Source organism: Achromobacter sp. 46006 (assembly GCF_059761975.1).
On the sequence record NZ_JCBANN010000013.1, the window covers coordinates 84786 to 97879 of the forward strand.

A 13094-nucleotide genomic window follows, 5' to 3' on the forward strand; every position below is an offset into this window, starting at 1 on the left:
GCTCAGACACCCTCGTTCGAGAATCAGTTGCCCTTCCACAAGCGCGCCGCAAAGCGCGCCCCCCATCGCCGCCACTTCGCGCAGCGACCACACCCCCGACGCCCCACACGATGTATGCCAAAAACGGCTGCCCGCGCAGCCGTTTTTGGCGGGCCCCGCAAACTCCTCCGCCCCACCCCGACGTTGAACAGAACGCCAAGAAAACCGCCCTCCCCCCAAATCCGTCGCAGGAAGACAGACGAGCGGCGGGGCGAGGCTGGCGGGCGGGTGCGGGGCGTGTAGATGCGCCCGACGGAATCTGAAGGGAAGGCCGAAGGCCTGGACGAAGATGAGGAAGGGGGGGGCCGCCTAGGCAAGTCCGGATCGCACGCTCCGGACCGCAATCGTAGCCCCCGCCCCCGCCCGCCAGCCTCGCCCCGCCGCGCCTTAAGAACCCTCCCGAGCCACATGCAACATATGCAACGTAATCTTCCTCACCTCAGCCTTGCTCATCTCAATATGCCCCCGCAACATCCTCCCCGCCGCGTCCCCCCGCCGAGCCAGCACCGCCCGCAAAATCGCCCCATGCTCCTCATACGTCGCATCCACCCGGAACTCCTTGGTGAAATCCAGCCGCCGCACGATCCGGATCTTCTCCGTCACCTCCCGGTGGATCAGCGCCATCTCCGCATTCCCGGCGGCCGCCACCAGTGAGCAGTGAAAGGCCTCGTCCAGCTCCGCCACCATCCGTCCATCCAGGATGCGCTGCGCCGGCGGCACCAGCCACACATCCGTCAACGCCCCCAACAGGCCGCTATCGTCCATGTGCTCGCGCGCGCACAGCCGTTCGACCGCCGCCAGCTCCAGCACCACGCGCACGTCGTACAGCGCCTCGAAGCGCTCGAAATCGAACGGCCGTACCTGCCAGCCGCTGCGCGGACTGGGCAGCACGAAGCCTTCGCGCTCCAGCCGCGCCAGCCCCAGCCGCACCGGCGTGCGGCTCACCCCCAGCCGCACCGCCAGCTCCGCCTCGGTGAAGCGGTCGCCCGGCAGCAGACGGAAGTCGAACAGCTCGTCCTTGATGCGCTGGTAGACCTGGTCCGCCAGCGACCCCGCGAGCGCCGGCGCCTGCCGCAGCGCCGGGCCGATGCGTACGGAATCGCGCATGATCAGGTCACCGGGCAGGTGGCGTCCTCGGCCAGCACGATCAGCGCGTCGCCGGCGTTCACGGGCTTGCCCGGCACGCAGCGGATCGCCGTGACCGTGCCCGACACCGGCGCGATCACCGACAGTTCCATCTTCATGGCTTCCACCACCACCAGCGTATCGCCGGCCGCCACGCTCTGGCCCACCTGCACCGGGATCTTCCAGATGTTGCCGCACATGTCGGCGCAGACCAGCCGTTCGCCTTCGCGCAGCGGGGTCTGCGTCTCGGGCGCGGCTTCGACCGGCGCCGCCGCCACGTCCTCGTGCTTCCACAGTGCCACCTCGGCGTCGAACGCCGTCTTCTGGCGCGCCTGGAACGCGCCGATGCTGTCGGCCTGCTCGGCCAGGAAGCGCTGGTGCGCGGCGAAGTCGAACACCTCCTCCTCGATGCGCACCGTGGTGCGGCCCTCGCGGAAGTCCTCGCGCAGCGTATCGAGTTCGGCCTCGCTCACCGGATAGAAGCGCACCTGGTCGAAAAAGCGCAGCAGCCACGGCTTGCCGTCCTGGAACACCGGGTTCTTCAGGAACTTGTTCCAGATCGGCAGCGTGCGGCCCACCAACTGGTAACCGCCTGGCGAATCCATGCCGTAGATGCACATGTAGACGCCGCCGATGCCCACCGTGCCCTCGGCCGTGAAGGTGCGCGCCGGGTTGTACTTGGAGGTCAGCAGCCGATGGCGCGGATCGATCGGCACCGCGCACGGCGCGCCCAGGTAGACGTCGCCCAGGCCCATGATGAGGTAGCTGGCGTCGAACACGATGCGGCGCACGTCCTCGCGACTGGCCAGGCCGTTGATGCGCTGGATGAAGTCGACATTGTTCGGCAGCCACGGCGCGCTGGCGCGCACCGTTTCCTGGTAGCGCTGCACCGCGCCCAGCGTGGCCGAATCCTCGAACGCCATCGGCAGGTAGACCACGCGGGTCGGCACCTTCAGCGTCGCCACGTCGGCCAGTTGCGATTCGATTTCCAGCAGCCGCGCGATCAGCGCCTGTTGCAGGATCACGCGGCTGTCGTAGCGGATCTGCAGCGAACGCACGCCCGGCGACAGTTCGCAGACCCCGTCGATCGGCTGCGCCGCCAGCGCCTCCATCAGCAGATGGATGCGCATGCGCAGCGCCAGGTCGAGCACGTTGTCGCCGTATTCCAGCAGCAGGTAGCCGTCACCCGCCTGGCGGTACGACACCGACGGGCGCGTGTCCGTCGCCGGCAGCGCGGCGATGATGGTTTCCGACGCGGTAGCCGGCGGCGCGGCGGGCGCGGTGGCCCGCGGGGCCACGGCGCGCAACTGCGCCACGCTCTGGTCCTGCGCCGCCTCGCGCGCCACCGCCTCGGCGTAATCGATGCGCACGAAGCGGATGCGGTCGCCCGGCTTGACCTGCCCCACCTTCCACAGCTCGGCGCGCGCGATCGTCACCGGGCAGACGAAACCGCCCAGGCTGGGACCGTCGCGCGTCAGGATCACCGGGCTGTCGCCGGTGAAGTTGATGCTGCCGATGGCGTATTCGCAGTCATGGATGTTGGACGGATGCAGGCCGGCCTCGCCGCCGTTCTCGCGCGCCCAGGTCGGCTTGGGGCCGGTCAGCCGCACGCCGAGGCGGTTGGAGTTGTAGTGCACCTCCCAGTCGGCGGCGAAGAAGGCCTCGATGGCCTCGGGGCGGAAGAAGTCCGGCGCGCCATGCGGGCCGTACAACACGCCGATCTCCCAGGTGTTGCCATAGGCGGGAATCAGTTCTGCCGGCGCGGCCTGCGGCGCATTCACGGGCGCCTGGGCGTTCGCGGCCGGCAGCTCGGGGCGCACCAGCGGCAGCATGTCGCCGACCCGCAGCGTGCGGCCGGCGTGGCCGCCGAACTGGCCCAGCGCGAAGGTCGAGCGGCTGCCCAGGTAGACCGGCACGTCCAGCCCGTTGCGCACCGCGAGGTAGGTGCGGCAGCCGGACAGCGCGCGGCCCGTGGCCAGCACCTGGCCCGAGCGCACCATCACCGGCTGCCACATCGGCACCGGCGCGCCATCGAGCGTGGCGGCGCATTCGGCGCCGGTCAGCGCGACGATGGCCTCGCCATGAAAGCGCAGCGTCGGCCCAACCAGCGTGGCCTCGATGCCGGCGGCGTCGGGCGCGTTGCCGACGATGCGATTGGCCAGGCGGAAAGCGTAGTCGTCCATCGGCCCCGACGGCGGCACGCCGATGTCCCAATAGCCGGTGCGGCCCGGGTAGTCCTGCACGCTGGTGTAGGTGCCGGCCTCCAGCACTTCGATGGCCGCGGGCCGGTAGGTAAAGCCCTCCAGGAAGCGTGTCGACAACTGCCCGGCGCGGAAACGCGCATCGGCCACGATCTGGCGCAGGTAATCCAGATTGGTGGCGATGCCATGCAGGCGGGTGTGAGCCAACGCCTCGGCCAGCTTGTCGAGTGCGGCCTCGCGGGTGTCGGCGTGCACGATCAGCTTGGCCAGCATCGGGTCGTAGAACGGCGGCACCTCGGTGCCCGTCGCGACCCAGCCGTCCAGGCGCACGCCTTCAGGAAAATGCACCTCCGTCAGCACGCCGGGCGACGGCTGGAACTGGCGCAGCGGGTCTTCGGCGTACAGCCGCACCTCGATCGACGCGCCTTGCGGCGCGCGCGACATCGCGGCCAGGTCCAGCGGCTCGCCCGCCGCCACGCGCAGCATGCATTCGATCAGGTCCAGCCCGGTCACCGCCTCGGTCACCGGGTGCTCCACCTGCAGGCGGGTGTTGACCTCCAGGAAGTAGAAGCTGTCGCGCGCCGGGTCGTAGATGAATTCGACCGTGCCGGCCGAGCGGTAGGCCACCGACTCGCCCAGCTTGACCGCCGCATCCAGCAGCGCCGCGCGGGTCGCGGCCGGCAGGTGCGGCGCTGGTGTTTCCTCGATCACCTTCTGGTTGCGCCGCTGCACCGAGCAATCGCGCTCGCCCAGGGCCAGCACGCGGCCGGCGCCGTCGCCGAAGATCTGCACCTCGACGTGGCGGGCGTTGTCCACATAGCGCTCGATGAACGCGCCGCCGTCGCGGAAGAAATGTTCGCCCATGCGCTGCACGCTGTCGAACGCCACCGTCAGCTCGGCCTCGTTGTCGCAACGCGACAGGCCGATGCCGCCGCCGCCCGCCGTGCTTTTGAGCATCACCGGATAGCCGATGCGCTCGGCCTGCGTCAGCGCCTCGCCCAGGCTGGCCAGCAGGCCCGTGCCCGGGGTCATCGGCACGCCGGCTTCGGCGGCCAGCTCGCGCGAGCGATGCTTCAGGCCGAACTCGCGGATCTGCAGCGGCGTAGGGCCGACGAAGGCGATGCCCGCGGCCTCGCAGGCCTCGGCGAATTCGGCGCTCTCCGACAGGAAGCCGTAGCCGGGGTAGATGGCCTGCGCGCCGTGCTCGCGCGCGGCCGCCAGCAGCAGGTCGGTGCGCAGATAGCTGTCGGCGGCCTTCTCGCCGCCCAGCGCCACGGCCATGTCGGCCTCGCGCACGTGGGCGGCATTGCGGTCGGGATCGGAATACACGGCAACGCTGCGGATGCCCAGGCGTTTCAGGGTACGGATGGCGCGGACGGCGATTTCGCCACGGTTGGCGATGAGGACGGTATCGAACACGGTTCGGCTCCCAGGGGCGATTGGCATTAGCGGGGGGTGGCGTTCAGGCTGGCGAGGTAGGCGCGCCAGCCGCCGAAGGCGGTGATGTCGCGCGCGCCCTCCAGGCCGCGCGGCTCGCAGATGAAGCCCTTGACCTGGCGGCCGTCATGCAGCGTCAGCGTGCCGATGCCCAGCGGCGCGGGGATCTCGGCCACGAAGGCGCCGAACGCCGCCAGCGGGATGTCCCACAGCTCCACCTCGATCGGCGCGCCGCTGTCGGACTTCACCAGGCCGGGCTTGGGCGGCGTGGTGTTGGCCAGCGCATAGAGCCGGTAGTCGGCGGCGGTGTGGGTCTTTTCGACCAGCACCGCGCGGCGCGAGGTCAGTTGGTGGTTCAGGGGCATGCCGCTCAGGTGCGCGCCCACCACGGCCACGCGCAGCAGGCCGGCATCGGCCGGCGACGGCCCGAGCGGCGGCAGCGGCAGGCCCGTCGCGCCCAATGGCAGCCCCCGCTGCGCCTGCCATTGACGGCCAAAGATCGCCAGCGCGCGGTCCTGCCACGCCATGCCGATCAGGGTGATACCGGCCGGCAGGCCGTCCTCGCGCATGCCGGCCGGCAAGGCCAGCGCCGACAGGTCGGCCAGGTTGGCGAAGTTGGTGTAGATGCCCAGTTGCGAGTTGAGCCGCACCGGTTCGGCCTGCAATTGAGCGATGGTGTAGACCGACGGCGCGGTCGGCACCACCAGCGCGTCGAAGCCTTGCAGCGACTGGTGTATGCGGCGCGTCAGTTCGGCGCGGCGGTACTCGGCCTTGAAGGCATCGAGCGCATCGTAATGGCCCGCGCCTTCGACGATGCCACGCACCACCGGGTGGATGGCATCGGGATCGCGGCGCCACAGCGGCTCGACGGCTGCGAAACGCTCGGCAACCCAGGGCCCCTGGTACAGCAGGGCCGCCAGTTCGGTAAAGGGCGCGAAGTCGATGCTATCGACCTGGGCGCCACCGGCCTTGAGCGCCTGCACCGCCGCCTCGAATGCGGCGGCAGCCTGCGTATCGCCGAAGAACTCCAGCCGGTCCGGCACGGCCAATCGCGGCGTCGCGGGCCAGGGCGCGGCGGCGCCAGCCGGCTGGGCGCGCGAATAGGCATCCCGCTCGTCGTAGCCACCGGCGATGTCGGCAACGCGCGCGGCATCATCCACCGTCAGCGCGAAGATGGAAACGCAGTCCTGCGTGCGGCAAGCGGGCACCACGCCGGCGGTGCTGAGCCAGCCCTTGGTTGGCTTGAGGCCGACGATATTGTTGAAGCCCGCCGGCACGCGGCCCGAGCCAGCCGTATCGGTACCCAGCGAGAACGCCACCAGGCCGCGCGCCACCACGGACGCCGAACCCGAGCTGGAGCCGCCGCTGACGTAGTCAGGATCGAAGCTGTTGGCCACCGCGCCATGCGGCGAGCGGGTGCCGACCAGTCCCGTGGCGAACTGGTCGAGATTGGTCTTGCCGATCAGGATGGCGCCGGCCGCGCGCAGGCGCCGCACCACCGTGGCATCCTCGTGCGCCGTGTAGGCGAATGCCGGGCAGGCTGCCGTGGTGGGCCAGCCGGCCGCGTCGATGTTGTCCTTGATGGCGAACGGCACGCCATAGAGCGGCAGGCGGGCGCGCTCGCCACCGGCCGCGGCCAGCAACAGGCGCAGGTCATCGAGCTGGCGCGCCAGCACCTCGGCGCTGGCGCGCACGATCCAGGCATTGTCGGCCGGATCGTCGGGCGCGGCGGCCAGGGGCATCAACAGCGCTTCGGGCGTGGCGCCATCCTGATAGGCGGACAGCCACTGCGCGATGGTCCAACCGAGAGGGCCCTTCTGCGTTGCTACGGCATTCATGCTGGAATCCTTTCTTGTATACAAGTCCGGATACCCAAGCAATACGCGTGCCATGTGCGCCGCACCGCGCGCCTTCCCCCTTGCGCGCCCGCGCCGCGCTGGCGGCACCGGCCGCGCCATCGGCGCGCGCGCACTCCCAACGGGCAAAGCCCGCACCGATCTTGTGCACGCGGCACCAGATTGATCCGCGCCATGCCCCGCCGCCCACCGGCATCCCGCCCCGCTTGAAGCCACGCTTCCCTACAGCGCATCCATGCTCGCCATGCGGTTGGCACGCCTTTTGCTTTGATGTCCTGGTCACGCCCTTGCTTCGGCAGGGCCGCGCGCAGAGGTAGTTGGATGTAGTCCAGGCATTGAGACCGTTATCGCCGGCGCCGCCGGCCCCTTCCCATCCAGGAGTCACCATGAAACGCAGACTAGCCCTCAAGCAACTGACCGCCGCGAGCCTCTTGGCCCTGTCCGGCTGGACACCGCAGTTGTTCGCCGCCGAAGACACCATCAAGGTCGGCATCCTGCATTCGCTGTCGGGCACCATGGCCATCTCGGAAACGTCGCTCAAGGACGTGGCCCTGATGACCATCGATGAGATCAACGCCAACGGCGGCGTGATGGGCAAGAAGCTCGAAGCCGTGGTGGTCGACCCGGCCTCGAACTGGCCGCTGTTCGCCGAGAAGTCGCGCCAGTTGCTGTCGCAGGACAAAGTGGCGGTAGTGTTCGGCTGCTGGACCTCGGTGTCGCGCAAGTCGGTGCTGCCGGTGTTCAAGGAATTGAACGGGCTGCTGTTCTACCCGGTGCAATACGAAGGCGAGGAACTTGAAAAGAACGTGTTCTACACCGGCGCCGCGCCCAACCAGCAGGCCATCCCGGCGGTGGAATACCTGATGAGCGAAGACGGCGGCGGCGCCAAGCGTTTTGTGCTGCTGGGCACCGACTATGTGTACCCGCGCACCACCAACAAGATCCTGCGCGCCTTCCTGCACTCCAAGGGCGTGAAGGACAGCGACATCGACGAGGTCTACACCCCGTTCGGCCATTCCGACTACCAGACCATCGTCGCCAACATCAAGAAGTTCGCGGCCGGCGGCAAGACCGCCGTCATCTCCACCATCAACGGCGACTCCAACGTGCCGTTCTACAAGGAACTGGGCAACGCCGGCCTGAAGGCCACCGACGTGCCGGTGGTGGCGTTCTCGGTGGGCGAGGAAGAACTGCGCGGCGTCGACACCAAGCCGCTGGTGGGCCACCTGGCCGCCTGGAACTACTTCGAGTCGATCAAGAACCCGGTCAACGCGGAATTCATCAAGAAGTGGAAGGCCTACGCCAAGGCCAAGAACCTGCCCAACGCCAACACCGTGGTCACCAACGACCCGATGGAAGCCACCTACATCGGCATCCACATGTGGAAGCAGGCAGTCGAGCAGGCCAAGACCACCGACGTCGACAAGGTGATCGCGGCCATGGGCGGCCAGAAGTTCAATTCGCCGAGCGGCTTCACCATCGAGATGGACAAGACCAACCACCACCTGCACAAGCCGGTCTATATCGGTGAGATCAAGGCGGACGGCCAGTTCAACGTGGTCTGGAAGAGCAAGGGCCCGATCCGCGCGCAACCGTGGAGCCCGTACATCCCGGGCAACGAAAGCAAGCAAGGTCTCTAACCCGGAACCGGAAGCGCAGCCATGCTCAATGCGGTCATCGCGAAATTCCTGCGTCATCTCCTGCTTGCATGGCTGCTGGCCGCGCCGGCGCTGGCCGCCCAAGCGGCCGCGCCCGGCGTGGACCCGGCGCTGCTGGCGCCCCTGGCCGGCGACGACACCGACGCCAAGTTGCAGGCCATCGCCGCCCTGGGCCGCCAGCCCGGCGCGCAGGCAGTGCTGCAAGCCCTGGGCAACGATCAACTGTATGTGCTGCCGGATGGCCGCGTGCTGATCGGCGACGACGACGGCCAGGCCACCGACCCGGTCAGCGGCGCGACCCTGCCCCTGCCGCCGCAAGCCGACACCATCGGCATCAACAACCGGCTGCGGCGCGCAATCGAAGCGGCGTTGGCCGGATCGAGGCTGTTCTCCGAGGACGCGCAGGAGCGCCTGGCCGCGGCCCGGCGCCTGCAGCAGACCGGCGATCCGGCGCGCCTGCCATTGCTGGAAAAGGCGCTGGCCGCCGAACAGGATGCGGCCGTGCGCGCCGCGCTGGAGATCGCGCAGGCCAACCTCGAACTCAAGAGCGCCGACCCCGCCGTGCGGCGCCACGCGGTCGAGCTGCTGGGCCGCACCGACAACGCCACGTTCCGGCCGACTCTGGTGGCGCTGACGCAACAGCACGACGGCGTCTACGCCGAACCGGACGCCGCGGTGCGCGAGGCGGCGGCCAACGCGGTCAAGCGCATCGACCGCCACCTGGCCACCATCGAGTGGGCCGGCAACCTGTTCTACGGCCTCAGCCTGGGCAGCGTGCTGCTGCTGGCCGCGCTGGGCCTGGCCATCACCTTCGGCCTGATGGGCGTCATCAACATGGCGCACGGCGAACTGCTGATGATCGGCGCCTACGTCACCTACCTGGTGCAGACGGCGTTCCGCGCCTGGCTGCCGGGCTGGCTCGACTGGTACGTGGCGGCGGCGCTGCCGCTGGCCTTCGTGGTCACCGCGCTGGTCGGCATGGCGCTGGAACGCACCGTGATCCGCTGGCTCTACGGCCGGCCGCTGGAAACGCTGCTGGCCACCTGGGGCATCAGCCTGATGCTGATGCAGGGCGTGCGCACACTGTTCGGCGCGCAGAACGTGGAAGTGGGCAATCCCAGCTGGATGTCCGGCGGCGTCACCGTGCTGGGCGGCCTGGTGCTGACCTACAACCGCCTGGTCATCATCGGCTTCGCGCTGTTCGTGGTGTTCCTGGTGTGGGCGCTGCTGAACCACACGCGGCTGGGCCTGTTCGTGCGCGCCATCACGCAGAACCGGCGCATGGCCGATTGCGTCGGCGTGCCCACCGGCCGCGTCGACATGCTGGCGTTCGGGCTGGGCTCGGGCATCGCCGGACTGGCCGGCGTGGCGCTGTCGCAGTTGGGCAATGTGGGCCCGGACCTGGGCCGCGGCTACATCGTCGATTCCTTCATGGTGGTGGTGCTGGGCGGCGTCGGCCAGCTGGCCGGCACCGTCATCGCCGCGCTCGGCCTGGGCGGCGTCAACAAATTCCTGGAGCCTTACGCGGGAGCGGTCATGGCCAAGATCACCATCCTGGTGCTCATCGTGCTTTTCGTGCAGAAGCGGCCGCAAGGCCTGTTCGCCCCGCGCGGCCGGAGCGTCGAATGAAACAGACCGCGCTGACCGATCTCAACCTGCTGGCGCGCCGCCCGCTGTTCAGCGGCCGCGCCTGGACCGCGCTGGGCGCGGGGGTGCTGCTGCTGGCGCTGGCGCCGCTGCTGAACCTGGCGTTTCCCGCCGGCCATCCTCTGCACGTCTCGGCCTATGCGGTGGCCCTGCTGGGCAAGTTCATGTGCTACGCCATGGCGGCCCTGGCGCTGGACCTGGTGTGGGGCTATGCCGGCATCCTGTCGCTGGGCCACGGCCTGTTCTTCGCGCTGGGCGGCTACGCCCACGGCATGTACCTGATGCGCGCCATCGGCCGCGACGGCGTCTACCAGAGCAACCTGCCGGATTTCATGGTGTTCCTGGACTGGAAGGACTACCCCTGGTATTGGTCGTTCACCGACCACTTCTGGTACGCCATGCTGCTGGTGATGCTGGTGCCGGGCCTGCTGGCCTTCGTGTTCGGCTACTTCGCCTTCCGCTCGCGCATCAAGGGCGTTTATTTCTCCATCATCACACAGGCGCTGACCTTCGCCGCCATGCTGCTGTTCTTCCGCAACGACACCGGCTTTGGCGGCAACAACGGCTTCACCGACTTCAAGCGCATCCTGGGCTTTGACATCACCGCGCCCGGCACCCGCGCCGCGCTGTACGGGATCACGCTGGCGGCGCTGGCCGGCGCGCTGGTGCTGGCGCGCGCCGTCACCCAGTCCAAGCTGGGCCGGGTGTTGACGGCGGTGCGCGACGCCGAGAGCCGGCTGCGCTTCATCGGCTACGACCCGCTCGGCTTCAAGCTGTTCGTGTGGACGCTGTCGGCCGTGCTGTGCGGCATCGCCGGAGCGCTGTACGTGCCGCAGGTCGGCATTATCAACCCCAGCGAGATGTCCACCGAGAACTCCATCGAGATGGTGATCTGGGTGGCCACCGGCGGCCGCGGCACGCTGATCGGCCCCATCATCGGCGCCGGCGCCGTGAACGGCCTGAAGACCTGGTTCACCAGCGTGCTGCCCGAATTCTGGCTGTACGCGCTGGGCCTGATCTTCGTGCTGGTGACCCTCTTCCTGCCCACCGGCATCGTCGGCCTGGCCCGGCGCCTGGCCGCCCGCTACCAGGAGCGACGCGCATGACCAGCACCCATACCGAAACCGCCATGCTGGACGGCGGCCCCAGCGGCGACGCCGGCTACGGCCGTGTCAGCCCCAAGGGCCTGGACACCAGCCACGGCGCCATCCTGTACCTGGAAGGCATCACCGTCAGCTTCGACGGCTTCAAGGCGCTCAACGACCTGACGCTGGACATCGGCGTCGGTGAACTGCGCTGCATCATCGGCCCCAACGGCGCCGGCAAGACCACCATGATGGACGTCATCACCGGCAAGACGCGCCCCACCGCCGGCACCGCGTTCTTCGGCCAGAGCATCGACCTGACCACGCTGAGCGAGGCGCAGATCGCGCACGCCGGCATCGGCCGCAAGTTCCAGCGCCCCACCGTGTTCGAGCAGCACACGGTATTCGAGAACCTGGAGCTGGCCATGAAGACCGACAAGCGCGTGCGGCCCACGCTGTTCGCGCGCCTGACCGGCGAGCAGGCCGACCGCATCGGCGAGACGCTCGACCTGATCCGGCTGCGGCCCGACGCCTTCCGCCCCGCCGGCCTGCTGTCGCACGGCCAGAAGCAATGGCTGGAGATCGGCATGCTGCTGATGCAGGAACCGCAGTTGCTGCTGCTGGACGAACCGGTGGCCGGCATGACCGACGCCGAGACCGAGCGCACCGGCGAACTGCTCAACGAGCTGCGCGGCCGCCATTCGCTGATGGTGGTCGAGCACGACATGGATTTCGTCAACCAGATCGCCGGCGACGGCAAGGTGACCGTGCTGCACGAGGGCTCGGTGCTGGCCGAGGGGCCGATGGCCAAGGTGCAGGCCGACCCGCGCGTGATCGAAGTCTACCTGGGGCGCTGACATGCTGAACGTGAACACCATCGACCAGTACTACGGCGGCAGCCACACCCTGCGCGGCGTGTCGCTGACCGTGAACCAGGGCGAATGCCTGGCGCTGCTGGGACGCAATGGCGTCGGCAAGACCACCCTGCTCAAGTGCGTGATGGGCGTACTGCCGGTGGCGCGCGGCGCCATCGGTTTCGACGGCGCCGACGTCACCCGCCTGGCGCCGCACCAGCGCGCCGCGCGCGGCATGGCCTACGTGCCGCAGGGCCGCGACATCTTCGCCCGGCTCACGGTGGAAGAGAACATCCTGATGGGCATGGCGACCAAACCGGCCGCGCGCGCGCGCCGCATCAAGGAGGAAGTGTTCGAGCTGTTCCCGGTGCTCAAGAGCATGCTGGCGCGGCGCGGCGGCGACCTGTCCGGCGGCCAGCAGCAACAGCTTGCGATCGCCCGCGCGCTGGTGGCCGAGCCCAAGCTGATCATCCTGGATGAGCCGACCGAAGGCATCCAGCCCTCGATCATCAAGGACATCGGCCGTGTCATCCACATGCTGCGCCAGCGCGGCGACATCGCCATCCTGCTGTGCGAGCAGTACTTCGATTTCGCCCGCGAGCTGGCCGACCGCTACGTGGTGCTGTCGCGCGGCGAGGTGGTGGCCAGCGGCGACCGCGCCGCCATCGACGGGGAGGACGTGCGGCGCCATCTTTCCGTCTGAAAGGGCTTGGATATAATGCGCCGTCATGCACCTCGCCCACTTCCTGAACCGCGGCTACGCCTGGATCGCGCTGATCGCGATCCTGTGGGCGTCGCTGGTTCCGTCGCTGGCGCATGGCAATCACCTGCCCAATGTCGGCCGCCAGGTCACCGTGGACTACTGCGCCCCCGACGGCCGCTCGTCCCTGACGATCGAGGTGCGAAACGATGACCCGGCCGGCGACCACGCCGCCCACCATGGCGACGGCACACATTGCCCGTTCTGCCGCAATCCCCAGGCCGACCTCGGCCTCCCTCCCGCTCCCCTGACCGTGCTGCCGGCGCCCGCCAGCGGCGGCGTCACCTATCCGGCGCTGTTCTACCGCGCCACCCATCCGCTCCACGCCTGGCGCGCGGCCCAGCCGCGCGCACCGCCCGCGGCCTGACCGCGCCGGCGCCGTCCACCCGACGGCCGCCGCGCCCGCCAGAACCGGCGCCGCCCCCTTCGGGC

At 69.2% G+C, this 13094-nt stretch carries 9 protein-coding genes; 6 read left to right on the top strand and 3 right to left on the bottom strand.

Going from position 1 to position 13094, the window contains the following annotated elements:
- Window positions 1-426: 426 nt before the first annotated feature.
- From AC6LKG_RS09775 to atzF, 3 genes are read right to left on the bottom strand one after another with little or no spacing between them, the layout of a single operon-like run.
- On the bottom strand, window positions 427-1146 hold the full coding sequence (locus AC6LKG_RS09775; RefSeq protein ID WP_498164129.1) for a GntR family transcriptional regulator: 720 nt from the start codon (window positions 1144-1146) through the stop codon (window positions 427-429).
- A gap of 2 nt (window positions 1147-1148) precedes the next feature.
- Window positions 1149-4784, bottom strand: a complete 3636-nt coding sequence (gene uca, locus AC6LKG_RS09780; RefSeq protein ID WP_498164130.1) for an urea carboxylase — start codon at window positions 4782-4784, stop codon at window positions 1149-1151.
- Between the two features lie 26 nt (window positions 4785-4810).
- A complete protein-coding gene (gene atzF / locus AC6LKG_RS09785; RefSeq protein WP_498164131.1) occupies window positions 4811-6640 on the bottom strand; it encodes an allophanate hydrolase in 1830 nt (609 codons plus the stop codon).
- A 404-nt stretch (window positions 6641-7044) separates the two neighbouring features.
- Between atzF and urtA the strand changes: the two genes are divergently transcribed.
- The 6 genes from urtA to AC6LKG_RS09815 are packed head-to-tail and all read left to right on the top strand — an operon-like array spanning window position 7045 to window position 13029.
- A complete protein-coding gene (gene urtA / locus AC6LKG_RS09790; protein ID WP_498164132.1) occupies window positions 7045-8298 on the top strand; it encodes an urea ABC transporter substrate-binding protein in 1254 nt (417 codons plus the stop codon).
- A gap of 21 nt (window positions 8299-8319) precedes the next feature.
- A complete protein-coding gene (gene urtB / locus AC6LKG_RS09795) occupies window positions 8320-9945 on the top strand; it encodes an urea ABC transporter permease subunit UrtB (protein ID WP_498164133.1) in 1626 nt (541 codons plus the stop codon).
- Window positions 9942-11069, top strand: a complete 1128-nt coding sequence (urtC, locus tag AC6LKG_RS09800; protein ID WP_498164134.1) for an urea ABC transporter permease subunit UrtC — start codon at window positions 9942-9944, stop codon at window positions 11067-11069. Before urtB ends, urtC begins: the two co-directional genes overlap by 4 nt.
- Window positions 11066-11905, top strand: a complete 840-nt coding sequence (gene urtD, locus AC6LKG_RS09805; RefSeq protein WP_498164135.1) for an urea ABC transporter ATP-binding protein UrtD — start codon at window positions 11066-11068, stop codon at window positions 11903-11905. The genes urtC and urtD overlap by 4 nt, the downstream gene beginning before the upstream one ends.
- A gap of 1 nt (window position 11906) precedes the next feature.
- On the top strand, window positions 11907-12605 hold the full coding sequence (gene urtE, locus AC6LKG_RS09810; RefSeq protein ID WP_498164136.1) for an urea ABC transporter ATP-binding subunit UrtE: 699 nt from the start codon (window positions 11907-11909) through the stop codon (window positions 12603-12605).
- A gap of 25 nt (window positions 12606-12630) precedes the next feature.
- Window positions 12631-13029 (top strand): DUF2946 domain-containing protein, encoded by a 399-nt coding sequence (locus AC6LKG_RS09815; protein ID WP_498164137.1) that lies wholly within the window; start codon window positions 12631-12633, stop codon window positions 13027-13029.
- Window positions 13030-13094: the final 65 nt, after the last annotated feature.

Bases quoted from the DNA above. Each gene is read 5' to 3' on its own strand.
- AC6LKG_RS09815 (WP_498164137.1), top strand. From the start codon at position 12,631: ATGCACCTCGCCCACTTCCTGAACCGCGGCTACGCCTGGATCGCGCTG.
- urtD (WP_498164135.1), top strand. From the start codon at position 11,066: ATGACCAGCACCCATACCGAAACCGCCATGCTGGACGGCGGCCCCAGC.
- atzF (WP_498164131.1), bottom strand. From the start codon at position 6,640: ATGAATGCCGTAGCAACGCAGAAGGGCCCTCTCGGTTGGACCATCGCG.
- urtA (WP_498164132.1), top strand. From the start codon at position 7,045: ATGAAACGCAGACTAGCCCTCAAGCAACTGACCGCCGCGAGCCTCTTG.
- urtC (WP_498164134.1), top strand. From the start codon at position 9,942: ATGAAACAGACCGCGCTGACCGATCTCAACCTGCTGGCGCGCCGCCCG.
- AC6LKG_RS09775 (WP_498164129.1), bottom strand. From the start codon at position 1,146: ATGCGCGATTCCGTACGCATCGGCCCGGCGCTGCGGCAGGCGCCGGCG.
- urtE (WP_498164136.1), top strand. From the start codon at position 11,907: ATGCTGAACGTGAACACCATCGACCAGTACTACGGCGGCAGCCACACC.
- urtB (WP_498164133.1), top strand. From the start codon at position 8,320: ATGCTCAATGCGGTCATCGCGAAATTCCTGCGTCATCTCCTGCTTGCA.